The organism is Streptomyces sp. NPDC020489 (assembly GCF_044386545.1).
Classification (GTDB): domain Bacteria; phylum Actinomycetota; class Actinomycetes; order Streptomycetales; family Streptomycetaceae; genus Streptomyces.
The window spans coordinates 123,746-146,435 of sequence record NZ_JBIRUZ010000018.1; the positions used below are offsets into that span (position 1 = coordinate 123,746).

General features: G+C 70.7%; 22 protein-coding genes. 16 read left to right on the forward strand and 6 right to left on the reverse strand.

Translation table 11 applies throughout. The features are described 5' to 3' along the window. Nucleotides 1-29 precede the first annotated feature (29 nt). Nucleotides 30-707 (forward strand): hypothetical protein, encoded by a 678-nt coding sequence (locus tag ACH41F_RS36415; RefSeq protein ID WP_398839374.1) that lies wholly within the window; start codon nt 30-32, stop codon nt 705-707. Nucleotides 708-885: 178 nt separating this feature from the next. Next, the gene (locus tag ACH41F_RS36420; protein ID WP_391234905.1) at nt 886-1,818 is read left to right on the forward strand and encodes a trypsin-like peptidase domain-containing protein; all 933 of its coding nucleotides are present in this window, start codon (nt 886-888) and stop codon (nt 1,816-1,818) included. A gap of 30 nt (nt 1,819-1,848) precedes the next feature. Here ACH41F_RS36420 and ACH41F_RS36425 read toward each other — a convergent pair whose 3' ends face one another. Both ACH41F_RS36425 and ACH41F_RS36430 read right to left on the reverse strand, forming a co-directional pair. After that, nucleotides 1,849-3,447, reverse strand: a complete 1,599-nt coding sequence (locus ACH41F_RS36425) for an amidohydrolase family protein (RefSeq protein WP_398839376.1) — start codon at nt 3,445-3,447, stop codon at nt 1,849-1,851. Nucleotides 3,448-3,461: 14 nt separating this feature from the next. Further along, entirely contained in the window at nt 3,462-4,739 is a 1,278-nt protein-coding gene (locus tag ACH41F_RS36430; RefSeq protein ID WP_398839378.1) for an amino acid deaminase, read from the reverse strand. Nucleotides 4,740-4,924: 185 nt separating this feature from the next. Here ACH41F_RS36430 and ACH41F_RS36435 point away from each other — a divergent pair, with 185 nt between their 5' ends. From ACH41F_RS36435 to ACH41F_RS36455, 5 genes are all read left to right on the forward strand, one after another. Further along, the gene (locus ACH41F_RS36435) at nt 4,925-5,977 is read left to right on the forward strand and encodes a sugar kinase (RefSeq protein WP_398839435.1); all 1,053 of its coding nucleotides are present in this window, start codon (nt 4,925-4,927) and stop codon (nt 5,975-5,977) included. Continuing rightward, nucleotides 5,974-6,738, forward strand: coding sequence for an IclR family transcriptional regulator C-terminal domain-containing protein (locus ACH41F_RS36440; RefSeq protein ID WP_391234913.1), 765 nt, complete (start codon nt 5,974-5,976; stop codon nt 6,736-6,738). Before ACH41F_RS36435 ends, ACH41F_RS36440 begins: the two co-directional genes overlap by 4 nt. Continuing rightward, nucleotides 6,735-7,145, forward strand: coding sequence for a Rid family hydrolase (locus ACH41F_RS36445; protein WP_391234915.1), 411 nt, complete (start codon nt 6,735-6,737; stop codon nt 7,143-7,145). The genes ACH41F_RS36440 and ACH41F_RS36445 overlap by 4 nt, the downstream gene beginning before the upstream one ends. Before the next feature lie 123 nt (nt 7,146-7,268). Further along, nucleotides 7,269-8,747 (forward strand): gluconate:H+ symporter, encoded by a 1,479-nt coding sequence (locus ACH41F_RS36450; protein ID WP_391234917.1) that lies wholly within the window; start codon nt 7,269-7,271, stop codon nt 8,745-8,747. Between the two features lie 62 nt (nt 8,748-8,809). Continuing rightward, a complete protein-coding gene (locus ACH41F_RS36455; protein ID WP_391234919.1) occupies nt 8,810-9,331 on the forward strand; it encodes a hypothetical protein in 522 nt (173 codons plus the stop codon). A 64-nt stretch (nt 9,332-9,395) separates the two neighbouring features. Here ACH41F_RS36455 and ACH41F_RS36460 read toward each other — a convergent pair whose 3' ends face one another. Beyond that, complete coding sequence (locus ACH41F_RS36460; protein WP_391234921.1) at nt 9,396-10,742, reverse strand: M14 family zinc carboxypeptidase; 1,347 nt, start codon at nt 10,740-10,742, stop codon at nt 9,396-9,398. A 313-nt stretch (nt 10,743-11,055) separates the two neighbouring features. Here ACH41F_RS36460 and ACH41F_RS36465 point away from each other — a divergent pair, with 313 nt between their 5' ends. Further along, complete coding sequence (locus ACH41F_RS36465) at nt 11,056-12,384, forward strand: Nramp family divalent metal transporter (RefSeq protein WP_398839383.1); 1,329 nt, start codon at nt 11,056-11,058, stop codon at nt 12,382-12,384. On the opposite strand, the gene ACH41F_RS36470 is transcribed toward ACH41F_RS36465, so the two are convergent. Both ACH41F_RS36470 and ACH41F_RS36475 read right to left on the reverse strand, forming a co-directional pair. After that, the gene (locus ACH41F_RS36470) at nt 12,360-13,628 is read right to left on the reverse strand and encodes a hypothetical protein (RefSeq protein ID WP_398839385.1); all 1,269 of its coding nucleotides are present in this window, start codon (nt 13,626-13,628) and stop codon (nt 12,360-12,362) included. The two genes, ACH41F_RS36465 and ACH41F_RS36470, sit on opposite strands and share 25 nt — an antisense overlap. Before the next feature lie 60 nt (nt 13,629-13,688). Further along, the gene (locus ACH41F_RS36475) at nt 13,689-14,198 is read right to left on the reverse strand and encodes a SigE family RNA polymerase sigma factor (RefSeq protein WP_398839387.1); all 510 of its coding nucleotides are present in this window, start codon (nt 14,196-14,198) and stop codon (nt 13,689-13,691) included. Between the two features lie 457 nt (nt 14,199-14,655). On the opposite strand from ACH41F_RS36475, the gene ACH41F_RS36480 reads away from it, so the two are divergent. Beyond that, nucleotides 14,656-15,045: a hypothetical protein gene (locus ACH41F_RS36480; RefSeq protein ID WP_391234930.1), complete on the forward strand. Its 390-nt coding sequence runs from the start codon at nt 14,656-14,658 to the stop codon at nt 15,043-15,045. A gap of 16 nt (nt 15,046-15,061) precedes the next feature. Further along, complete coding sequence (locus ACH41F_RS36485; RefSeq protein ID WP_398839389.1) at nt 15,062-15,655, forward strand: VanZ family protein; 594 nt, start codon at nt 15,062-15,064, stop codon at nt 15,653-15,655. Nucleotides 15,656-15,674: 19 nt separating this feature from the next. Here the strand turns inward: ACH41F_RS36485 and ACH41F_RS36490 are convergent, their stop codons facing one another. Then, complete coding sequence (locus tag ACH41F_RS36490; protein ID WP_398839391.1) at nt 15,675-17,363, reverse strand: chitinase; 1,689 nt, start codon at nt 17,361-17,363, stop codon at nt 15,675-15,677. A 279-nt stretch (nt 17,364-17,642) separates the two neighbouring features. Between ACH41F_RS36490 and ACH41F_RS36495 the strand changes: the two genes are divergently transcribed. From ACH41F_RS36495 to ACH41F_RS36520, 6 genes are read left to right on the forward strand one after another with little or no spacing between them, the layout of a single operon-like run. Next, nucleotides 17,643-18,494 carry a hypothetical protein gene (locus ACH41F_RS36495; RefSeq protein WP_391234936.1) on the forward strand — a complete coding sequence of 284 codons (852 nt, stop codon included), beginning with the start codon at nt 17,643-17,645 and terminating at the stop codon, nt 18,492-18,494. Between the two features lie 40 nt (nt 18,495-18,534). After that, nucleotides 18,535-19,242: a Flp pilus assembly protein CpaB gene (cpaB, locus tag ACH41F_RS36500; protein WP_391234938.1), complete on the forward strand. Its 708-nt coding sequence runs from the start codon at nt 18,535-18,537 to the stop codon at nt 19,240-19,242. Nucleotides 19,243-19,249: 7 nt separating this feature from the next. Further along, nucleotides 19,250-20,503 carry an AAA family ATPase gene (locus ACH41F_RS36505; protein ID WP_391234940.1) on the forward strand — a complete coding sequence of 418 codons (1,254 nt, stop codon included), beginning with the start codon at nt 19,250-19,252 and terminating at the stop codon, nt 20,501-20,503. Between the two features lie 44 nt (nt 20,504-20,547). Next, nucleotides 20,548-20,871 (forward strand): pilus assembly protein, encoded by a 324-nt coding sequence (locus ACH41F_RS36510; protein ID WP_398839437.1) that lies wholly within the window; start codon nt 20,548-20,550, stop codon nt 20,869-20,871. 1 nt (nt 20,872) lies between these two features. Next, the gene (locus ACH41F_RS36515) at nt 20,873-21,295 is read left to right on the forward strand and encodes a TadE/TadG family type IV pilus assembly protein (RefSeq protein ID WP_391234942.1); all 423 of its coding nucleotides are present in this window, start codon (nt 20,873-20,875) and stop codon (nt 21,293-21,295) included. A gap of 13 nt (nt 21,296-21,308) precedes the next feature. Beyond that, a complete protein-coding gene (locus ACH41F_RS36520; RefSeq protein ID WP_391234944.1) occupies nt 21,309-22,646 on the forward strand; it encodes an ATPase, T2SS/T4P/T4SS family in 1,338 nt (445 codons plus the stop codon). The last annotated feature ends 44 nt before the right edge of the window (nt 22,647-22,690 follow it).

Genomic DNA, 22,690 nt, shown 5'->3' on the forward strand with positions numbered 1-22,690 from the left:
GGGCCCGCCCGTCCCTACAATCCGCGGCCATGTCCAGCCCCGACGCGTACGGAAACGGGACACCCCGTGCGCGCGACCCCCAGGTCCCGCCGAACGTGTACCACCCGCGGGCCGAGCCGCCCCCGCCGTACGAGGGGTACGCCGATCCGGCCGTCGCGCACGGCTGGCAGAACGCGTACGACGAGACGGCCGAGCTGCCGCGGGTCCCGTCCCGGCGCTCCCCTTCCCCTTCCCGCTCCCGCTCCCGCCGCAAGCCGAGCCCCTGGCGTTCGCGGCGGGTGGCGGTCGCGGCCGGTGCGGTCGGCGCCGTGTCGGCGGCCGCGCTGATCGCCGGGTTCGCCTTCTCGGGAGGCGGGTCGGCGCCGGGTGACGCCGAGGTCGAGCACGGCCGTACGGCGTCGTCGGCGGCCGACGGTCCCGCGGAGCCCGGCGCGGGCGGCACCGCGACCGGGTCGGACGGGGGCGGGTCGGACGGGACCGGCTCGGACGGGACCGGGGCGCCGGACGCCGAGGCGCCCTCCTCCGGGACGGCCGCCCCCAGTCCCTCCCCGTCGACCTCCGCGGAGAAGCCGGACGAGCCGAAGGAGGCGGGGCAGCCCTCGGGCCCCTCCATCACCCCCTCGCCGACCGCCACCGCGAGCCGGTCGGCGCCGGGCAACGCCAACGGCAAGGGGCGCGGACAGGGGAGCACGAAAGGGCCCAAGTAGGCGCCGTAATGGACAAGTTGCCCTGGCCGGGCGCGGAGGGCCCGTTCCGGCCGGGTCGCGTGATCAGGCTCGGCACGACTTCTTGCCCGATTGCCCACCCCTCTTCACAATGCGCATGACAAACTCACGGACGGCCGGAAGATTTCCGGTCGTCCAAGTCGCAAGAGGGGACCCCCACATGAGAAAGCCTCTCGTCGCCGCACTCAGTGTCCTGGCACTCGCCGGGATGGGTACGGCACCCGCGGTCGCGGCCGAGCCCTCGGTCGCCGGCGTTGGAAAGAGCGTGGACACGGAGACGGCCACCTCGGTCGTGCACGACCTGGTCACCTCCACCACCTCGGCGCTGAAGCAGACCACGGCACCCTCGCCCACGCTCCAGGCCGTGACCCTGGCCGGCACGGTCTCGCTCAGCAACTGCTCCGGCTCGGTCGTCCGCTTCCCCAACTCCCTGGACACCGACCCGGCCCTGGTGCTCTCCAACGGCCACTGTCTGACCTCCGGCTTCCCGGCCCCGGGCCAGGTCATCACCAACCAGGCCTCCAGCCGCTCCTTCGGCCTGCTCAACTCCTCCGGCTCCCGGGTCGCCACGCTGCGCGCGAGCAAGCTCGCCTACGCGACGATGACCGACACGGACGTCTCGATCTACCAGCTCACCAGCACGTACGCGACGATCAAGAACTCGTACGGCATCTCCGCGCTGACCGTCCAGGACACCCACCCGACCGCGGGCACCGCCATCACCGTGGCCTCCGGGTACTGGAAGACCCTCTACAACTGCAACATCGACGGGTTCGTCTACCGCCTGAAGGAGGGTGACTGGACCTGGAAGGACTCGGTCCGCTACACCTCCGCCTGCAACACCATCGGCGGCACCTCCGGCTCGCCGGTGATCGACCAGGCCACCGGCAAGGTCGTCGCCGTCAACAACACCGGCAACGAGGACGGCGAGTCCTGCACGGTCAACAACCCGTGCGAGGTCAGCCAGACCGGCGCCGTCACCGTCCGCCAGGGCATCAACTACGCCCAGGAGATCTACAACATCCCGGCCTGCTTCACCACCCGCAACCAGCTCAACCTGAGCGCGAGCACGTGCACGCTGCCCAAGCCGTAACCCGCTGACGGAGTTCGGGTGGGCGTTCCGTCACACGGGACTGTTACGGACCGCCCGGCCCGCCAGGACGTCCGTGCGGTGGCCGTCCTCGATCACGAACCGGCCGTCGATCAGGACGTGCGGGATGCCGACCGGGAGCGCGCGCGGGTTCTCGTACGTCGAGCCCGCCGCCACCGTCGCCGGGTCGAACAGGACCAGATCCGCCCGGTACCCTTCGCGCACCAGCCCGCGGTCCGGCAGGCGCAGCCGGGCCGCCGGACGCGATGTCAGACGGGCGACGCACTCCTCCAGCGACAGGACGCCCAACTCCCTTACGTAGTAGCCGAGATAGCGCGGGAAGGTGCCGTACGCGCGCGGGTGCGGCTTGGCGCCCTGGAGGATCCCGTCGGAACCCCCGGTGTGGACGGGGTGCCGCATGATCGTGCGGACGTTGTCCTCGTGGCCGACGTGCTGGAGGATCGACGGGGCCAGCCGGTCGGCGAGCAGCAGGTGACGGGCGGCCGCCCACCCGTCCAGGCGCCGCCCCACCCAGTGCGCCAGCGCGGGGTCCGCGACCCCCGAGATCTCGATCGTGTCCCACTCCACCGGCACCCCGTGGCAGCCGTCCGAGCCGACGACCTCCAGGTGGTGGCGCATGCGCTCCGCGGTCCCGTCGTCAGCGAGCCGGCCGAGGATCTCCTCCGGGCCGCCCTCGCTCGCCCAACTGGGCAGCAGCGCCACGAGCGTGGTGCAGCCGGGCGTGTAGGGGTAGGTGTCGAGGCTGATGTCGGCGCCGGCCGCCAGCGCCTGGTCCAGCAGCTCGACCAGGTCCGGCGCCCGCCCCTTGTTCACCCCGAAGTTCATGGTGGCGTGGGCGAGATGGAGGGGGCAGCCTGCCTCCCGGGTCAGGGCGACCATCTCCGCGTACGCCTGGAGCGCGCCCGCCCCGTAGGACCGGTGGTGCGGGCAGTAGTAGCCGCCGTACGAGGCCACCACCCGGCACAGCTCGGTGAGTTCGGCGTCCTTGGCGTACATGCCCGGGGTGTAGGTGAGCCCCGAGGACATGCCGACCGCGCCCTGCTCCATGCCCTCGGCGACCAACTGCCGCATCCGGTCCAGCTCCCGGGGGGTGGCCTCGCGGTCCTCCCAGCCGACGGCGAGCATCCGGACCGTCCCCTGGGGGATCAGATAGGCCGCGTTGACGGCGATGCCCCGGCCCTCGAAGCCGGAGTCCAGGCGGTCGAGGTACTCGCCCACCGACCGCCAGTCGAAGTCGATGTCGTCACCGTACCCGTTCCAGCCGGCGATGGCGCGGCGGACCTCGGCGAGCGTGCGGTCGTCGACCGGGGCGTACGACAGCCCGTCCTGGCCCAGGACTTCGAGCGTGACCCCTTGCGCCGCCTTGGCGCTGTGGTCCGGGTCGCGCAGCAGGGCGAGGTCGCTGTGGGCGTGCATGTCGATGAAGCCGGGGGACAGCACGAGCCCCTCCGCGTCCATCTCGCGGCGCGCCCTGGGGCGTTGGCAGCCCGCGTCGGCGGCCTCCTTGACGATCGAGACGATCCGGCCGCCGTCGACGACGACATCGGCGCGGTAGGACGGGGCGCCGCTGCCGTCGACGACGTCCACGTCCCGGATGACGAGCTCCTCCATGGGCGCGGGCCTCCCTAGAAGTAGGTGCGGAGGTAGTCGACGACCGTGCCGTCCGCCTCGGCCACCGGGATCAGCTGCCACTTGTCGAAGGACGTGCACGGATGGGACAGCCCCATGCCGAGCCAGTCCCCGACCTCCAGATCCGCCTCGGGGCCGGTGCGCAGCCAGGCGTGCTGGTCGGACACGCCGGTGACCTCGACGCCGGTCGCCGGGCGCTCGACGCCGTCCCGCCGTACGACCTGGGCGAACGGCAGATGCATGTCGTACGCCGCGTCCCGCTTGCCCGCGTTGACGAAGGCCTGCTCCGGGGAGGGGCGGGAGACGACCTGCGCCCAGAGCCGGAACGCCGGCTCCAGCGCGCCCTCCTCGGGCACCCGGTTGAAGGGGGTGATCTTCCGGTAGTGGCCGTCGTCGTGCGAGACATAGGCGCCGGAGCGCAGCAACTTCAGCACCGGGAGGGACAGTTCGGGGATCTCGGCGAAGACGTCGGCGACGGCGTCGAACCAGGCGCTGCCGCCCGCGCTGACGACGATCTCGTCCGTCCCGTCGAACCGCCCGTCCTTGTCGAACGCGACGGCGAGCGCGACCAGCCGCCGCAGCCAGGCGCGCACCCGCTCCGGGTCCGCCCCCGGCACCTCGCCCTCGTACCCGGCGACCCCCACGAGCCGCAGCGTCGGTGCGGCGGCCACGGCGTCGGCGACGGCCGCGCACTCCGCTTCGGTGCGCACACCGGTGCGGGCGCCGTCACCTGCGGCCAGCTCCACGACGACGTCGAGGGGACGGGCGGCGCCGGCGAGGGCCGCGTCCATGAGCTCGACGCCCCGCACGGAGTCGACGTAGCAGACGAGCCGGAACCCGGGGTCGGCGTCCAGTTCGGCGGAGATCCAGCGCAGGGCGGCGGGGTCGACGAGCTCGTTGGCGAGGAAGACCCGCCGGGTGCCGAAGGCGCGGGCCACGCGGACCTGGTGCGGTACGGCGAGGGTGATGCCCCAGGCGCCGTGCTCGATCTGCCGCTGGAAGAGCTGGGGCGCCATGGAGGTCTTGCCGTGCGGGGCGAACGCGAGCCCGTGGCGGACGGCGTACGTCTCCATCAGCTTGAGGTTGTGCTCCAGGCGCTCGGCGGAGAGCGCGAGGACGGGTGTGGTGAAACCGCCGGTGAAGAGGTTGCGGCGCTGGGCGGCCAGCTCGGCGACGGTGAGGCCGTCCGCGTCCGGCGGGAGGCCCTTGAAGCGGTGGTCGACCCGTTCCCCGGCAAGGAGGGCGAGTGCTTCGGAAGGGCTGTCGGCTGTCATGGAGCCTCCCTGATCTGGTGCGTTGCATCTGTTGCAACGTCCATTGCGTATGTCGCTCACCGCTGTCTAACATCTCGGCCAACGCGGGGTCAATGGACCCCCTGAACCCTGCCCCGCACCGAGGAGCCACGACCATCGTGACCAACGCCCCCGACGTCGTGGACGTCGTCGCGCTCGGCGAGTCCATGGTCACCTTCCTGCCCACCCGCCCGGGCCGCCTCGCCGACGTGCCGTCGTTCGAGCGGGGGATCGGGGGCGCGGAGTCGAACGTCGCCTGCGCCCTGGCCGCCGCGGGACACTCCGTGCGATGGGTCAGCCGGGTCGGCGCGGACGGCTTCGGCGACCACCTGGTCGAGGCGATCGGGTCCTACGGCGTCGACGTCTCGTCCGTCGGCCGGGACCCCGCTCGCCCCACGGGGGTCTACTTCCGTACGGCGGGGGAGCGGGGGACGGGCGGGCACGAGGTCGCCTACTACCGGGCGGGATCGGCGGCGTCGGCGATGTCCGTGGCGAACGTGGACCTCGGCGCGGCGCGTGCCGGGCGGGTGCTGCATCTGACGGGGATCACCGCGGCACTGTCCGCGGGGTGCCGGGGGCTGCTGCGGGAGCTCCTGGCGGCCGGGCCGGATCGCCCCCTCGTCTCCTTCGACGTCAACCACCGTCCCGAACTCTGGAGGGACGTCGACGGCACCGACATGGTGCTGGAGTGCGCGCGGCGGGCGGACGTGGTGTTCGTCGGGGAGGACGAGGCATGGGGGGTGACGGGCGGACCCGAGGCGATCCGCGAGTCGCTGCCGGAGCCGGGCGTGCTGGTGGTGAAGCAGGGGGCCGAGGGGGCCACCGCATTCGTGTCGGCCGCGGGCCGCAGGGCTCTGGCCGCGCGGTTCCCCGCGCCCCTGGGGCCGGGGGCCGACCCGGAGTCGCCGGGCGAGGCTTCCTCGCCCGCCTTCGTCCCCGCCCTCGACGTCGACGTCGTGGCCACCACCGGCGCCGGTGACGGCTTCGCCGCCGGTTTCCTGTCCGCCCTGCTGCGCGGCCTCTCCCTCAAGACCTGCCTGCGCACCGCCCACCTCTGGGCCGCCGCCACCCTCACCGCCCCCGGCGACCTCGCGACACCCCCGACCCGCGACACCACCGACCGCCTGGCCGCCGTCGACGACGACACGTGGGAGACACTGCGACTCGGCCCCGGCTGGACGCAAGCCGACAGGGCCCCGGAGGAGGTACGCACCCCATGAGCCAGACCGTCGACCGCGCGCTGAGCATCCTGCCGCTGCTCGCGGAGGGCCCCGCAGACCTCGGACAGGTCGCCGACCGCCTCGGTGTGCACAAGTCCACCGCGCTGCGGCTGCTGCGCACCCTCCACGAACACGGCATGGTCTACCGCCAGTCCGACCAGCGCTACCGCCTCGGCGCCCGGCTGATCGCGCTGGCCCAGGAGGCGATGGAGAACCTCGACATCCGCGAGATCGCCCACCCCCATCTCGTACGCCTCAACGAGCAGATCGGGCACACCGTCCACCTCGCCGTGCACGAGGAGGACGAGGTGCTGTACATCGACAAGGTCGAGAGCCGCTACCCGGTGCGGATGTACTCCCGGATCGGCAAGCCGGTCGCCCTCACCGTCGCGGCCGTGGCCAAGCTGCTCCTCGCGGATCTGCACGCCGCCGAGCGCCGCGCCCTCGCGGAGAAACTCGACTACCCCCTGTACACGTCCCGTTCGACACCCAACGCACCCGCCTTCCTGCGGGAGTTGGAGCAGGTGCGCGAACAGGGCTGGGCCGCCGACCTCGGCGGCCACGAGGAGTCCATCAACTGCGTCGCCGCACCGATCCGGGGCGCCGACGGCAGGGTCGTGGCCGCCATGTCGGTCTCGGCGCCGAACGTCGTCGTCACCGCCGAGGAACTCCTCGGCCTCCTGCCGCTGGTCCGCCGCACGGCGGACGCCATCAGCGGCGAGTACTCCGGCAGAACCCCCGTCAAGGAAGCCACCTCATGACCGAGAAGACCGCGCTCACCCCCAGCACCCACACCACCCCGCCCGCGAAGTTCTCGCACGGCGTGCGCAAGGGCAACATCCTCCAGGTCGCCGGCCAGGTCGGGTTCCTCCCCGCCGAGGAGGGCAAGCCCCCGACACCGGCCGGCCCCACCCTGCGCGAGCAGACCCTCCAGACCCTCGCCAACGTCAAGGCGATCCTCGAGGAGGGCGGCGCGAGCTGGGACGACGTGATGATGATCCGCGTCTACCTCACCGACGTCGACCACTTCGCCGAGATGAACGCCCTCTACAACACCTACTTCGAGGAGCAGGGCCTCACCGCGCCCCCGGCCGCCCGTACGACCGTCTACGTCGGCCTGCCCGCCGGACTCCTCATCGAGATCGACGCGCTCGCCGTCCTCGGCTGACGCGCGGGCGACCGCCCGCCCCACTCCCGCACGCCCCCCCACACGGCATGGCCCCCTGCCGGGCGGCCATGCCGCGATCCCCCCTGCCCGAAAGTCGTATGCATTTACGTAGAGGACCCCCGAATGTCCCTTCCGCTCGCCGCCACACCCGCCGTCCAGGCCCCACCGCACACCGGAGGCCTGCTGCTCCTCATTGACGGCACCGCCGGGCTGCTCACCGTCGCCGCCCTCGGTATCGCCCTCCTCCTCTTTCTGATCATCAAGGTCAGACTCCAGCCCTTCGTGGCCCTGCTCGCGGTCTCCATAACCGTCGGACTGCTCGCGGGTCTGTCGGTCACCGAACTCTTCGGCACCGTCCAGCGCTCGGACGCGGTGTCGACCATCGAGTCCGGCATGGGCGGCATCCTCGGCCATGTCGCGATCATCATCGGCCTGGGCACGATGCTCGGCGCGATCCTCGAAGTCAGCGGCGGGGCGGAGGTGTTGGCGGGCCGGCTGCTCGGGTTGTTCGGGGAGCGGCGCGCCCCCCTCGCCATGGGCCTGACCGGCCTGATCTTCGGCATCCCGGTCTTCTTCGACGTCGGCATCTTCGTGCTCGCCCCGATCGTGTACGCGGCGGCCAAGCGCAGCGGCAGGTCGATCCTGCTGTACTGCCTCCCGCTGCTCGCCGGTCTGTCGATGACCCACGCCTTCCTGCCCCCGCACCCCGGCCCGGTGGCGGCGGCCGGACTGCTCCACGTGGACCTCGGCTGGGTCATCCTGATGGGCGTGGTCTGCGGCATCCCGGCGGTGCTGGCCGCCTGGGCGTACTCGGCGTGGGTCGGCCGGCGCATCTTCGTGGCCGTACCGCAGGACATGGTCGAGGCGGCGGCGGAGGCGCGGCAGGCGGTGCTCGACGAGCAGCGCGCGTCCGGGGTCGAGCCGCAGGAGCGGCCGGTGCCCCTCGGCACGGTCCTCGGCATCATCGGCACACCCCTGGTGCTGATCCTCGCCGCGACCTTCTCCTCCATCGCCCTGGACCCCTCCACGGGCCGCTCGGTGATCGAGTTCTTCGGCAGCCCGTTCGTGGCCCTGACGATCGCCCTGCTGCTCGCCTACTACCTGCTGGGCATCCGCCGGGGCTGGTCCCGCAAGTCCCTGGAGAGGGTGTCGACGGCGTCGCTGAAGCCGGTCGGCAACATCCTCCTCGTGGTGGGCGCCGGCGGGGTCTTCGGCGCGGTCCTCAAGGCGAGCGGCGTGGCCCAGGCCCTGTCGGACACCTTCAACGACGTCGGGCTCCCGGTGATCGTCCTGTCCTACCTGATCTCCGTGGTCCTGCGGGTGGCGCAGGGCTCGGCGACGGTGGCCATCGTGACGACGGCCGGCATCGTGGCCCCCCTGCTCTCCGAGGGCGACCACTCCCAGGCCTTCGTCGCCCTGGTCATCATGGCCGTCTCGGCCGGTTCGATCTTCGCCTCGCACGTCAACGACGGCGGCTTCTGGATGGTGGCCAAGTACTTCGGCATCAGCGAACGCGACACCCTGAAGACCTGGACGGTCCTGGAGACGGTCCTGTCGGTGGCCGGGTTCGTGGTGGCGGCGGGCCTGAGTCTGTTCGTGTAGCGACGCGACACCTTCTGCCCCCGGCGCCCCACGACACAGCTTCGTCCGCCATACTTCCCGCTGTGGAGCAGCGCATAGGTTCGAGCAGCAAGCCCCTGAAGGGCGCCGGGTTCGACCCGGCCTTCATTCCCGGGCTCACCTCACCCGTGTCCGGCGAGCCGCAGGACGGCAAGCCCGAGGACACCGAGGAGCCCCTGGCGCAGGAGGAGGCCGCCGCCGAGGAGGAGACGACCCCGGTCGAGCCGGAGGCGGACACCGAGGCGGAGCCGGACGTCGCCGACGGTCCCGCCTTCGAGGCCTCCGACCGCCGCGCGAGGATCGTCGCCGACGCGAAGGGCGTACGCCTGAGCCTCGACGAGGAGAAGTGCGAGTTCCGCTGGGACGAGATCGCGGCGGTGGAGACCGAGTCCCCGCGCTTCGGCAAGCGGTTCACCATCACCGTGCACACCCCGGACCGCCGCTGGTACCCGATCGAGATCGAGGCCTCCTCGCGGGCGCGTTTCCAGGAGTGGGACGAGCAGCTGGACGCCGTCCTCGACGCCTACTTCGAGGACGACGCCGCCGCCGGGACCGAGGACGACTAGGGGCGCGGGGAACTGCGCGACCGGCCAGAGCCGGCCCGCAGCTCCCCGACGACCTGTCCGGCCTCTAGGCGCAGTACTGCGCCTCCTTGCCGATCGAGCGGTACATACAGTCGGCGTTCTCCAGCAGTTGCAGCACCGCGTCCCGGTTGCGTGAGGTCTCCCGCGCGATCACCTCGTCGGGCGGGTAGAAGCCGCCCCCGGAGCTGGACGACGGGTACATCTCGAAGGTGTACGCGAAGATCTTCTGGTTGCCCCACAGCCAGTCGTCGATCGACCCGTCGGTGATGTACAGGTCGCTGGACTGCTCGGGCGTGTAGCCGTTGCTCGCGGCCATCTTCTGACCGACCGTCGCGAACGCGTTGCGGTCGTCGGTCGTCATGCCGGTGGCGGTGTTGGCGGTGGTGTACCCGTAGGGCCACAGCACCAGTTCGCTGTAGGTGTGGAAGTCGATGCCGGCCTTGATCTGCTGCGTCCCGCCGACGACCCGGCTCCGCACGAAGTTCGCCACGACCTTGACCTCGGGCGCCGACTCGGCCGACGGACCGCGGTACGTCTCCGAGGACGTCGAGCCCGAGGACCCGCCGCAGCAGCCCCAGCGGTAGGCCCAGTTGCGGTTGAGGTCCGTACCGACGTACGAGGAACCGGAGTTGGGCTGCCGGTTCTTGCGCCACGAGCGGTAGGAGCCGGTCGCCACGTCGTACTCGCCGCCGTCCGGGTTGAGGTCCGGGATGATCCAGATCTCGCGGCTGTCGACCAGGTTCTTCACCCGGGGGTCGGTGCCGTAGTCCGAGGTCAGCTCGGTGAGCAGGTACAGCGCCATCTCGACGGTGAGGTGCTCACGGGCGTGCTGGTGGTGGGTGAACAGCACTTCCGGCTCGGCCTCGTCGGTGCCCACATTGTCGCTGATCTTGATGGCGACGATGTTGCGGCCCTGGTACGAGGTGCCGATCACCCGCTGGCTCGCGATGGAGGAGTGGGCGGAGACCACCGAGTTGATCTCGCTCGTCATCTCCGCGTAGTTGTGATAGCGCGAGTCGGCCGAGGGGAAGTCGTTGATCGTGACCCCGCCGTCCGCGCCGGACCGGTCGGGGACCGCGCCGAGCGGGGTCACCTCGTAGCCCTGCGCGCGCAGCCTGCGGATCTGGTCGGCGCGGCCGGAGACCACGACCCCGTGGTCGTCCACCTCGTCGACGGTCACGCCGGCCTGCTGAAGGGCCGTGCGCTCCTTGACGGTCGCGTGCGTGTGGATCTCGTACTGGCGGATGTCGTCCGCGGTGGAGGACGGCGTGGCGGTGCTGTCGGCGCTGGCGTCCAGGGTGAGGGGCGCCGCGAGCGCGAGGGCGAGCACGGCGGCGAGGGCGGCGGTCCGTCTGCCGCCACGGGCGCCTGAGCCTCGGATGCGAAGTCGCATGAAGTCGCCTACTTTCTCCAGGGATTCCGGGATCTGCCGGAAGTGGGGAGTGGAGCGGGGGGTGGTTCAGCGACGTACAGGTGACACACAGGTGCGGGTGTGGCGCTCATCGTCCGCTCATGGCATGAGCAGGTCAAGAGCGCGTGAGGGCGGGAGAGGCCCCGATGGCCGGAACCCCGCACGGACGAAACGACCCGCACCCGAACGCCGGCTCCGGCCGGTCCGCGAGCGCCGGGTGCCGCATACGCGCATCGCGTGAAGATCCCCGCAGGCCCTCTTGCCGAGCCGACGGCTTTGGGCTTTCTTGACCCTCATGGCGGACACCTCGGGACACTCCAGCGACACCGCGGCACAGGCCGAGCCCCACTCCACCCCACGCAAGTCCAGTTGGAAGTACATCGGCCCCGGCATCGTCGTCGCGGCCACCGGCGTCGGCGCCGGCGACCTGGTCGCCACGCTCATCGCGGGCAGCAACTTCGGTTACACGCTCCTGTGGGCCGCCGTCATCGGCTGTCTGGTGAAGATCTCCCTCGCCGAGGCCGCCGGCCGCTGGCACCTGTCCACCGGCCGCACCCTCTTCGACGGCTGGGCGAGCCTGGGCCGCTGGACCACCTGGTTCTTCGTCGTCTACGTCGTGATCTGGGGCTTCGTCTACGGCGCGGCCGCGATGTCGTCCAGCGCGTTGCCGCTCCAGGCGCTGTTCCCGGACGTGATGGACCTCAAGTGGTGGGCCGTGCTGTGCGGGCTCTCCGGTCTGGTCTTCGTCTGGTTCAACAAGTACGAGGTCTTCGAGAAGGTCATGACGGTCCTGGTGGGCGTCATGTTCGTGGTGACGGTCTACCTCGCGATCCGGGTCACCCCGAACCTCGGGGACGCCTTCGCCGGCCTGCTGCCGGTCCTGCCCGACGAGAAGGACTCGATCCTCAACACCCTCGGTCTCATCGGCGGCGTCGGCGGCACCATCACGCTCGCCGCGTACGGCTACTGGGTCAACGCCAAGGGCTGGACCCACACCGGCTGGATGAAGGTCATGCGGCTCGACAACCGCGTCGCCTACGCCACCACCGGCATCTTCGTCATCTCGATGCTGTTCGTGGGCGCCGAGCTGCTGCACTCGGCCAACGTGGCCATCGCCTCCGGCGACAAGGGGCTCATCCAGCTCGGCGACATCCTGGAGGACAGGTACGGCTCCGCGACCGCCAAGTTCTTCCTGATCGGCTTCTTCGCCACCTCCTACACCTCCCTGATCGGCGTCTGGCACGGCGTGAGCCTGATGTTCGCCGACTTCGTCGCCCGCTTCCGCGGCGAGGGCTCGGAAGCGGGGACGGGCGAGGAGGTCGCCTCCGGTGCGCGCGAACGCTCCTGGCCCTTCCGCGCGTACCTGCTGTGGCTGACCTTCCCGCCCATCGTCCTGCTCTTCCAGGGCCAGCCCTTCCGCCTGATCATCCTCTACGGCGTGCTGGGCGCGGCCTTCCTGCCCTTCCTCGCGGGGACCCTGATCCGGCTGCTCAACTCCTCGCGCACCCCGGCCGAATGGCGCAACGGCCCGCTCAGCAACGCGATGCTGGCGATCGCCGGGCTGCTGTTCCTGGTGCTGTGCGTGATGCAGATCTGGGATCAGCCCTGGTCGGAGTTCTTCTGACCGGTCTGCGACTCCTCCCGGCTCGGCCCCCACTTCGAGCTGAGCGCGATCTTCTTGAGCTGATCCATCGTCACGGCGGGCTTGGCACGGCTCGGCGCGTCGTGCGGCCCGCTCGCGTTGAGGGCGCTGACGACGACCCGCAGCCCGTTGATCCGTACCGTGTCGACGGTCCACCGGACCGCGCCCGGGACGTCCTTGTCACCGGTGTCCTCGCGGGTGACCAGCATCGTGCCGTCGCCGACCTCCTCGGCGCCCTCGAAGAGACTCCCGCCGAGGAGGTCCCCCATGCCCGGCTGCACATTGATCTCGACGAGGCTCTTGCCCGTGCCGTCATCGACGACGACATAACCCCACCCGGACTCGTCACCGCCCCGCGAGACCGGGGTGAGACCGTCGGGGAGGAGGTCGACGAGCGTCTTGCGGATGTCGGTGGTGGGGGCGGCGGTCTCCTCCGGGCCGGCCGGCGACGGCCTGTCCTCCTTGGGGATGGCGTCGACCGCCGTCAGCCACGCCGGCGCGGTCACCAGCTTCTTCAACTCGGCGGCGTCCAGCGGCGGGTCCTCGCGGGTGACCGGCGAGCCCTTCTCGGCCTCGGCGTTCCACTCGTACACCGCGACGTGCTGGCCCTTCGGCGTGATCAGGTCGGCGGTCCAGTGCTTGGTGGGCTCCCGCTTGTCGGGATACTCGTACCCCTGGAGGATCCGCAGCACCGAGCCGTTGTCCAGCCGGCTCGTCCGGCAACTGTCGTACGGCGTGAACGCCTTGTCCGGGCACTCGGTCAACTGCCGGGCGTTCTCGGTACCCGGCTCGATCCGATCCATGTTGACGGAGACGACGGATCCCCCGTCCCCGTCGTCCCACACGAGCCACGCGTACGGCGCGTCCTCGGTACCGCGACCGGTCTCCTGGCTGAACTTGCCGTACCCGAGCTGCTCCTTGAGCGTGCTGATCAACTCCTGCCCGGAGACGGGCGGCACGGTCGCCGTGGCCCTCGGCTTCGAGGCCACCGAGGAGGGGTCCGCGTCCGAACCGCCGGGCAGGAGCAGCGCGCCGCCCACCCCGACGAGCGCGAGGGAGGCGGCGCCCCCCACGATCGCGGCCCGGCGCCGCAGCCGCAGCCGTCGGCCACGGGACAGGCCCGCCGCGGTGAGCGCGTGCGGGTCGGCGCTGAACCGGCCGCCGGCGTCACGCAGTTCGGCGGCGACGCGGTCCTCGAAGGGATCGCTGTGCTGGTGTACGGGCATGGCAAACCACCGTTTCCCCGGGGTGTGAAGGATGAGCGGGTATAGGGACGGGCGGGCCCGTCAGAAGCGTGCGTACTCGCCGAGGTCCTCGCCGAGCAGTTCCCGCAGCCGGCCCAGGGCACGGGTGCAGCGGGTGCGGACGGCCGCGGAGCTGGCGTGCATCGCGTCGGCGGTCTCCTCGATCGAGCGGTCCTCCCAGTAGCGCAGCACGACCACCGCCCGGTCCTTGGCGGGCAGTCGGGCCAGCGCCTCCAGGAGCGTCAGCCGCAGCGGGACGTCACCGTGGTCGGTCCAGGCCTGGTCCGGGAACTCGTCGGTGGCGCGTTCCTTGCTGCTGCGCCGCCGCTGGTGGGTGAGGAAGGCGCGGGTGAGGACGGTCTGCGCGTACCCGGCGGGGTTGCCGACCCGGGTCACGCGGTGCCAGCTGATGTAGAGCCGCCCCAGCGTCTCCTGCACCAGGTCCTCGGCGAGATGCGTGTCCCCGGCGGTGAGCAGGCACGCGGAGCGGTAGAGATGCCCCGCCCTGGCCGCCGCGAACTCCGCGTACTGGTCCGCAAGGACCTGTCTCATGTTGTTCCCCCTGCTGTGGGCGCGCTCACGTTCGCGCTCTCACTTCACTGACGCGCCGACCCCCCGGAAATGTTTCACCCGAAGTTCCCGATCCTGCGGACCACCGACGACCCCAGGGCTCCGGCCCACCTCGCAGAGGCCCCGGTCGCCCGCTCCCGCCGACCCGGGGCGCCTGCCCGTCGAACGGCGCACTCCCCGGCGTCGCGGAGGCGAGGCCACGCGAATGCCTTTCGCGCCGCTTTTTGACGGACCATTACCGTCATGATGGAACCCACCGTGCCGGAACTTCATCGGGGCCTATTCGGTTTGCCTGCTCATGGCCGCGGATGATCTTATGGGCGGCGGTGACGCACTGACCATGCGTCATCGCGGGGGATGCACCGGAAAACACCTCTGTGGATTCTTTCCACGGGGCGAGCGGGGTTCTCCGTACGAAGACCAAGAATTGGGGAGAACCATGAAAAGACTGAAGGTCCTGACGAGCCTTGCCGCCGTCCTTCTCGCGAGCGTCGCGTTCGCACCTCAGGCGTCGGCCACGCCGAACGGATGCGGTGACACCGACAACGGCCAGCTCTGCATCCGGAAGGTCGACGGCAAGTGGGTGACCTCCTACTGGCGGCATGGTGCCGCCGGCGCCGACGGGACCATCACCGTCAAGCTCGGGTGGCAGGAGAAGTTCAGCAACGGCTATGTGGACAGCCCTCAGTTCGACTCCCCCAATCTCCGTGTCGAAACCGGGAAGACCATCAAGTACGGCCGGAAGCCGGTCAAGCAGAGCGACAGTTGCATCAGGGGTACGATGAAGCACAGTGGTGACACGTACGTCACCAAGTGGGTCTGCCCGTAGCTATTCCGAGGTTTTCATGTCCCTGTGGCAGATCGTCTATTGGGTGACGCCGGCCAACACGGTGTGGGCGCTTCTCGTTTCCGTCGCGGTGGTGGCCGCCGTCATCATTGCGGCCCGACGACACGGGGAAAGCGTCACCACGGTCTGCCGCACGGCCCTCGGGGGCTATTTCCTTCTGGTGGTGGTCGCCACCTTTTCCCTGGGCTACGACGCGGGGGGAAGCGGGCATCTGGAATCCGGCGGGCTCGCCTACTTCTTCGCCGGGGGCGAGAACCTCGGCTCCATGGAGAAGGAAATGATCGTCAGGGAAGCCCTGGCGAACGTCCTGATGTTCACCCTGTTCCCCCCGCTGATCAAGCTGTCCTGGCCCGGGGTCAGGCTGTGGGCCGCGCTGTGCGCCTGCGCGGCCTTCAGCTTCCTTATCGAGCTGTCTCAGATGCTCGCCGGGGGCGGGCGGGTCGCCGATGTCGACGACTTCACCCTGAACTCCCTCGGCGGCGCGATCGGGGTCCTCGTCTTCATGGCCGCGGACCGGCTGGCCGGCCTGTCCGGGAACGGCCGCCGAGCACGCCACCGCCGCGGCCACGAAGAGGGGGCCACCACCCGGTAGGCCCCCTCCGAGGGACGGGCTACGGCAGCGCGTGCACGTGCGGGCCCACGGCGTTGGACCACGCGTTCCCGGCCGTCGCGTCCCAGTTGGTGGACCACGTCATGGCGCCCCGCAGGTCCGGGTAGGTCCGCGACGGCTTGAAGGAGCCGCAGTTGGTGCCCTTCGTCAGGCAGTCGAGCGCGTTGTTCACCACGGTCGGCGAGACGTAACCACTGCCCGCGCCGCTGGTCGAGGCGGGCAGGCCCAGGCCCACCTGGGACGCGGACAGGCCGCCCTCCAGCTGGATGCAGGCCAGCGCGGTGAGGAAGTCCACCGAGCCCTGTGCGTAGACCTTGCCGTCGCAGCCGAGCATCGAACCGCTGTTGTAGTACTGCATGTTGACGACGGTGAGGATGTCCTTGATGTTCAGCGCCGTCTGGAAGTAGGCACCGGACGTCGACTGCATGTCGATCGTCTGCGGAGCCATCGTGATGATCAGCGACGAGCCCGCCTTCGCGGACAGGGACCGCAACGCCTGGGTCATGTACGTCGCGTTGAGGCCGTTCTCCAGGTCGATGTCCACGCCGTCGAAGCCGTAGGTCTGCATCAGCGCGTACACCGAGTTCGCGAAGTTCGCCGCGGAGGCGGAGTCGTTCACGGAGACCGTCCCGCGCTCACCGCCGACCGAGATGATCACCTTCTTCCCGGCCGCCTTCTTCGCCGCGACGTCCGCCTTGAACTGGTCCACCGTGTACCCGCCGAGCCCCGCCGAGTCCAGGCTGAAGGTCACCGCGCCCGGAGTCGTCGTGGCGTCCGCGAAGGCCACCGCGATGATGTCGTACTGGGACGGCACGTCGGAGATCTTCTGGACCTTCGCCCCGTTGTTGAAGTTCTGCCAGTACCCGGTGACGGCGTGCTTCGGCAGCGCCGGGCCGGTCGGGGTCGCCGTCGTCGTCCCCGTCACCGCGGCCGACCTCGCCGACTCGCCCGCCGAGTTGGTCGCCGTGACCTGGAAGGAGTACGACGTCGACGCCGCGAGCCCGGTCACCGTCGCCGAGGTGCCGCTCACCGCGGTCACCTTCGCACCGTCGCGGTACACGGCATACCCCGTGGCGCCGGAGACCGCGTTCCAGGACAGGGAGACCGAGGACGACGTCCGGCCCGAGACCGCGAGGCCGCCCGGGGCGCCCGGGACCGTCGGGGCCGGGTCGGTGCCCCCGCCGCCGTCCGGGCCGTACACGGAGACGTCGTCCGCGTAGTACGCCGCCTGCCCGTACCAGCCGTGGGTGTAGACCGTCACCGAGCTCGTCGAGGCGCCGGTGGTGAAGGTGGTCGACAGCTGCTTCCAGCTCGACGAGTCCGGCGTCCACGTCGACACGTCCGTCGTGCCGGTGCCGGTGACGCCGAGGTAGGAGTAGCCGCCCTGGACCCACGCGCTGAGCGTGTACGTCGAGTGCGGCTTCACCGCCACCGTCTGCGTGCACCTCGCGTTGTCCTGCCCGGCCGGCGTCGCCTTCAGCGCGGCCGCGCCGCCGTGCACCGGCGAGGAGGCGGTGGCGCCGCTGCCCGCCGTACAGGTCCAGTTGGTCAGGCCGGACTCGAAGCCGGCGTTCTTGACGTTGTTGACGTCCGCGGCGGAGGCCGGGGCCGTGCCGGAGACACCGAGGGCGAGGGCTGCGAGAACCGCTGCCGACCAGAAACGGAACGAGCGTCGTCTGAGTGTGGCCATGACCAGCAGAGTGGTCCAGACCAATACTCTCGTCAATAGGTCCAGACCAACTTTGCGGGCCCTCCCGGGCGGATGCCAGGCCCGGGTCGGCGACGGCATATGCAATCCGCCCTGATTTGCGGAGCCTTGGGCAAAAACAGTTGCCATCAGCTGAAGAAACGCTGTTCTCCGGTCACATGGCCGTGGCTAGAGTGCTGACGTAGTCACGCAGTGAAGTCGACTGGGTGTGCCGGAGTAACGCCGGTCGGACCGGCGGGGCATGGGAACGGGGAGCTGCGCGTGCCAACTGCCATTGCCGTGACCGGTGCCGACATGGCGCTGCCGCCACACGACGAGCGGACCGTCCCCGCGGTCGTCCTGGCCGACCTCGACAAGGAGCCGCTGGAACGCTCGCTGGCGACCCTCCAGACGCTGGTCGACCAGCACGGCCATGTCATCGTCGTCTGCTCCCAGGCGGTGCCGACAGCGGTCGAACGGCGCCTGCACACCGTACGGTCCCTGCTGGAGAGCGACCGCATCGCCCTGTTCCGCCCCGATCTGCCGCCCCTCGGACTGGCCGTCCTGGCCCGGCAGTTGCGGCAACTGGCCTCCTGCGACCTCAGCCCCGGCGTGCTCGCCTCGGCGGGCCGGCTGCTCACCCACTACATCCACGCCGGCGCCGTCCTCGGTTCCGTCACCAAGCTGGACCGCGTTCCCGTGAGCCTGAAGGCGCATGCCAAGTCATGGGTTCCGGGAAGTCAGTTCGGTGTGATCGCCCATCCCGAACCCCAGTTGGTCAGAATCGGACCCGAAGCCGCCCTCTCCGGCCCCGAGTTCGCCACCGCCCTGCTGGTCGCCAAGGGCCAGCTCCAGTCCGACTGGGTCACCTCCACCCTCGCCCCGTCCTGGAACGTCCAGGGCCTGCGCGAGGCCCCGCTGCCCGCCGAGTCGGCGGTGTGGTGGGGCACCCCGAGACTGGTCGAGTTCTGTTCGTTCCTGCCCGACCTCTCGGTCCTCTACCAACTGGTCACCTCGGTCCGCCAGGGCGCCTGCCACTGGTGCGGCATCGAGGTGATCGGCGACCGCTGTGTGTTCTGTTCCGCCCTGTCCCCGCTCACCGAGAACCAGCAGAACCAACTCACCGCCGGGTGAGCCCTGTCGACCGATATCCCCCAATGAGGTTGTCCGGTTCATGAACTCCCGTCAGCGCCGCGGCGTCATACTCCTGATCCTGTCGGCGGTCTGTGCCCTCGCGGCCTTCGCCGGCGTCCTGTCCGTCATCAGCGACGTGAAGTCCAAGGTCGGCCCCGAGGTCACCGCCTACCGGCTCAAGGACGACGTCGAGCCCTACACGGCGCTCAGCGCGGGCCAGTTCGAGAAGACACGGATGCCCGAGCGCTGGCTGTCGGACACCGCCGTCACCGACCTCCGCCAGATCGACGGCAAGATCGCGGTGACCACCCTCAAGAAGGGCTCCCTGCTCCAGAGCGACATGATCGTCGCCCAGCCGGCCCTGCGCCCCGGCCAGCAGGAGGTCGCCATCATGATCGACGCCGCGACCGGCGTGGCCGGCAAGATCACCCCGGGCTCCACGGTCAACGTCTACGCCACCTTCGAGGGCGAGCGGGAGGGCGCCGTCGCCCAGTCCAAGATCATCGTCACGAACGCCAAGGTCCTGGACGTCGGCGACCTCACCCCGCTCCAGCCCGACGCCGACGACCGCACCCGCAAGGCCACCGAGGCCGTCCCCATCACCTTCGCGCTCTCCGCCATCGACGCCCAGCGCATCACGTACGCCGAATCCTTCGCCAAGCGCGTCCGGCTCGCACTGGTCGCACCCGGCGAGACCGGAACCGTCCCCGAGCAGGACCGCACGTACGAACTCGCGAAGGACAAGTGAGAGCCGTATGCCCACGAGGATCCTGCCGGCCGTAGGCGACGCGGACGCGGTCCGCTCCCTGTCCACCCTGCTCAGCCAGCTCCCGGACGCCGAACCGGTCGCCCCGGTCGCCGACTCCACCCAGCTCGTCGACACCCTCGCACGGCTCGCCGCCGAGTCCGTCGACGAACTGCCCGAGGTCGTCGTCGTCCACGAACGCATCGGCCCGGTACCCGCGTTGGAGCTGATCCGCGAGGTCGCCCTGCGCTTCCCCGCGGTCGGCGTCATCCTCGTCACCTCCGACGCCGGCCCCGGCCTCTTCCAGGCCGCCATGGACTACGGCGCCCGGGGGCTGGTGGCGCTGCCCCTGAGCTACGAGGAACTCGCCAGCCGGGTCCAGGCCGTCGCCCAGTGGTCCGTGGGCGTACGGCGTCATCTCGGCGCGAGCGTCGACGTGTTCACCGGGGCCGGCGGGACCGTGGTGACGGTGAGCGGGGCGAAGGGGGGCGTGGGGACCACCCTGACCGCGATCCAACTCGCCCTGGCCGCACAGGCGTCCGGGCGCAGCACGGCGCTGGTCGACCTCGACCTCCAGACCGGCGACGTCGCCTCCTTCCTGGACGTCCAGTTCCGCCGCTCGGTGGTCGACCTGGCCGCCATCACCGACCTCTCCCCGCGCGTCCTCGCCGACGCCGTGTTCCGCCACGACACCGGCCTCGCCCTGCTGCTGGCCCCCGCCGAGGGCGAACGCGGCGAGGAGGTCACCGACCGCGCCGCCCGCCAGATCGTCAGCGCCCTGCGTTCCCGCTACGAGATCGTCGTCATCGACTGCGGCGCCCAGATCGGCGGCGCGGGCGCGGCCGCGGTCGAGATGGCCGACACGGCCCTGCTGGTCACCACCCCCGACGTGATCGCGGTACGCGGCGCCAAACGCGCCGTACGGATGTGGGACCGGCTCCAGATCCGCAAGGCCGAGGAGACCACCGTGGTCGTCAACCGGCACACCCGCGGCACCGAGATCCAGCCCCCGCTCATCCAGAAGATCACCGGCACGGCGGTCGCCGGGGTGGCGATCCCCGCCAACTTCAAGGAACTGCAAGGGGTGGTGGACGCCGGCCGCGTCCACGAACTCGACAGCAAGAGCGTGGTCAAGCAGGCCCTGTGGGCGCTGGCGGGCGAGTTGGGGCTGGTCGGCACGACTGACAGGACCCGCAAGGCCGGCCGGTCGCGCAACGAGCGCGCGGCGGTGGGCTTCCGGCGACGCAAGGAGCTGGGCCCGTGAGGCGGCGCGGGGACTCCGGCCAGGTCACCGTCGAGTTCCTCGGCATGACCCCGCTGATCATCCTGACCCTGGTCCTGGTGTGGCAGTTCGTGCTGGTCGGCTACACCTTCACGCTGGCGGGGAACGCGGCGGACGAGGCGGTGCGGGCGGGGACGGCGGCGAGCCCGGGCGAGCGGCAGGGGGCCTGCCAACAGGCGGGGCTGGACAAGCTGCCGGACGCCTGGGACGGCACGGTGACCTGCGGTACGGGCGGCGGCTATGTCACCGCCGACGTCGCACTCACGGTCCCCGTCCTCTTCCCGGGCGCGATCGGCTTCCCGTTCACGGTCGAGGGTCACGCGGGGGCCGTCGAGGAGGAGACGGACTGAGATGCCGTACGACGGGAAAGTCCGCGGGGAGCGCGGGGTGCGCCGGGTGCGCCGGGAGGACTGGGTGCGTCGGGTACGCCGGGTGCGTGGTGTCCGTGACCTGGGCCAGGTGGCCATCGAGTACCTCGGGTTCATCCCGATCCTGATCCTCGTCGCGATGGCGGGCGTCCAGGTCGGGCTCATCGCCTACACCGCCCAGCAGGCCGGTACGGCGGCCAGGGCCGGGGCGCGGGCCGCCTCGCTGGAGCTGAGCGCGCAGGACGGCTGCACGACCGCCGTCAGCGACTGGCTCAGCGTGGGGTGCTCCGCCGCCGAGGGCGACGACTCGGTGACCGTCACCGCCACCGTGCAGATCCCGAACGTGGTCCCCTTCTGGAACTTCGGCGACGCCACCAGGACCGCGACCATGCCGCTCGACCACTGAACGAGGTACGACGATGAGTCTGCGCGCACGCATCACCACCCCCGAGGAGCACGGCGGCCGGGGCGAGGACGGCCACCTGGTCGCCTCCTACCGCGCCAAGCTGCTGGAGGAGATCGACCTCGCGGAGATGAGCTCGCTGGCGGCGGCCGAGCGCAGGGCCCGCCTGGAACGCGTGCTCGGGCACATCATCAGCCGTGAGGGCCCCGTGCTGTCCACGGTCGAGCGCTCGCAACTCATCCGCCGGGTCGTCGACGAGGCACTGGGCCTGGGCATCCTGGAACCGCTGCTGGAGGACGCCTCGATCACCGAGATCATGGTGAACGGCCCGGACGCGATCTTCGTCGAGCGGGGCGGCCGGGTGGAGCAGCTCCCGCTCCGCTTCCCCTCCCACGACCAGCTGATGCAGACGATCGAGCGGATCGTCTCCACGGTCAACCGCCGCGTGGACGAGTCGAATCCGATGGTCGACGCCCGTCTCCCGTCCGGCGAACGCGTGAACGTGATCATCCCGCCGCTGTCCCTGACCGGCGCGACGCTCACCATCCGCCGCTTCCCGCGCTCCTTCACCCTCCAGGAGATGATCGGCTTCGGCTCCCTCGACGAGCCCATGCTGTATCTCCTCGCGGGCCTGGTGCAGGCGAAGTTCAACATCATCGTGTCGGGCGCGACGGGCACCGGGAAGACGACCCTCCTCAACGCCCTCTCCGGCCTGATCCCCGAGGTCGAACGCATCATCACCATCGAGGACTCGGCGGAACTCCAGCTCCAGCAGGCCCATGTGATCCGCCTGGAGTCCCGCCCGCCGAACGTCGAGGGCAAGGGCCAGGTCACCATCCGCGACCTGGTCCGCAACTCGCTGCGGATGCGCCCGGACCGGATCGTGGTCGGCGAGGTCCGCGGCGGCGAGTCCCTGGACATGCTCCAGGCGATGTCGACGGGCCACGACGGCTCCCTGGCCACCGTCCACGCCAACAGCACCGAGGACGCGCTGATGCGGCTGAAGACCCTCGCGTCGATGTCCGAGGTCGGGGTCCCCTTCGAGGCGCTGCACGACCAGATCAACAGCGCCCTGGACGTGATCATCCAGCTGACCCGCTTCCCCGACGGAGCCCGGCGCATCACCGAGATCGCCATCCTGGACAGCCACGGCGGCGAGCCGTACCGCCTGGCCACGGTGGCCCGCTTCCACGCCCAGCCGATGACCGCGGACGGCCGCGTCCACGGCGCCTTCGAGTACTTCCCGCTCCCACGCCGCACGGCCGACCGCCTCTACATGGCGAACCAGCCGATCCCCCAGGCGTTCGGCGTGGCCCGGTCCATGGCCGAGCTGACGACCCGAGAGGCCAGGTAGGTACGCCCGATGGATCTCGAATGGACCCGGACATGGATCTGACG

Coding starts and splice junctions, on each gene's coding strand:
- ACH41F_RS36415 (WP_398839374.1), top strand. CDS start 30: ATGTCCAGCCCCGACGCGTACGGAAACGGGACACCCCGTGCGCGCGAC.
- ACH41F_RS36420 (WP_391234905.1), top strand. CDS start 886: ATGAGAAAGCCTCTCGTCGCCGCACTCAGTGTCCTGGCACTCGCCGGG.
- ACH41F_RS36425 (WP_398839376.1), bottom strand. CDS start 3,447: ATGGAGGAGCTCGTCATCCGGGACGTGGACGTCGTCGACGGCAGCGGC.
- ACH41F_RS36430 (WP_398839378.1), bottom strand. CDS start 4,739: ATGACAGCCGACAGCCCTTCCGAAGCACTCGCCCTCCTTGCCGGGGAA.
- ACH41F_RS36435 (WP_398839435.1), top strand. CDS start 4,925: ATGGTCACCTTCCTGCCCACCCGCCCGGGCCGCCTCGCCGACGTGCCG.
- ACH41F_RS36440 (WP_391234913.1), top strand. CDS start 5,974: ATGAGCCAGACCGTCGACCGCGCGCTGAGCATCCTGCCGCTGCTCGCG.
- ACH41F_RS36445 (WP_391234915.1), top strand. CDS start 6,735: ATGACCGAGAAGACCGCGCTCACCCCCAGCACCCACACCACCCCGCCC.
- ACH41F_RS36450 (WP_391234917.1), top strand. CDS start 7,269: ATGTCCCTTCCGCTCGCCGCCACACCCGCCGTCCAGGCCCCACCGCAC.
- ACH41F_RS36460 (WP_391234921.1), bottom strand. CDS start 10,742: ATGCGACTTCGCATCCGAGGCTCAGGCGCCCGTGGCGGCAGACGGACC.
- ACH41F_RS36465 (WP_398839383.1), top strand. CDS start 11,056: ATGGCGGACACCTCGGGACACTCCAGCGACACCGCGGCACAGGCCGAG.
- ACH41F_RS36470 (WP_398839385.1), bottom strand. CDS start 13,628: ATGCCCGTACACCAGCACAGCGATCCCTTCGAGGACCGCGTCGCCGCC.
- ACH41F_RS36475 (WP_398839387.1), bottom strand. CDS start 14,198: ATGAGACAGGTCCTTGCGGACCAGTACGCGGAGTTCGCGGCGGCCAGG.
- ACH41F_RS36480 (WP_391234930.1), top strand. CDS start 14,656: ATGAAAAGACTGAAGGTCCTGACGAGCCTTGCCGCCGTCCTTCTCGCG.
- ACH41F_RS36485 (WP_398839389.1), top strand. CDS start 15,062: ATGTCCCTGTGGCAGATCGTCTATTGGGTGACGCCGGCCAACACGGTG.
- ACH41F_RS36490 (WP_398839391.1), bottom strand. CDS start 17,363: ATGGCCACACTCAGACGACGCTCGTTCCGTTTCTGGTCGGCAGCGGTT.
- cpaB (WP_391234938.1), top strand. CDS start 18,535: ATGAACTCCCGTCAGCGCCGCGGCGTCATACTCCTGATCCTGTCGGCG.
- ACH41F_RS36505 (WP_391234940.1), top strand. CDS start 19,250: ATGCCCACGAGGATCCTGCCGGCCGTAGGCGACGCGGACGCGGTCCGC.
- ACH41F_RS36510 (WP_398839437.1), top strand. CDS start 20,548: ATGACCCCGCTGATCATCCTGACCCTGGTCCTGGTGTGGCAGTTCGTG.
- ACH41F_RS36515 (WP_391234942.1), top strand. CDS start 20,873: ATGCCGTACGACGGGAAAGTCCGCGGGGAGCGCGGGGTGCGCCGGGTG.
- ACH41F_RS36520 (WP_391234944.1), top strand. CDS start 21,309: ATGAGTCTGCGCGCACGCATCACCACCCCCGAGGAGCACGGCGGCCGG.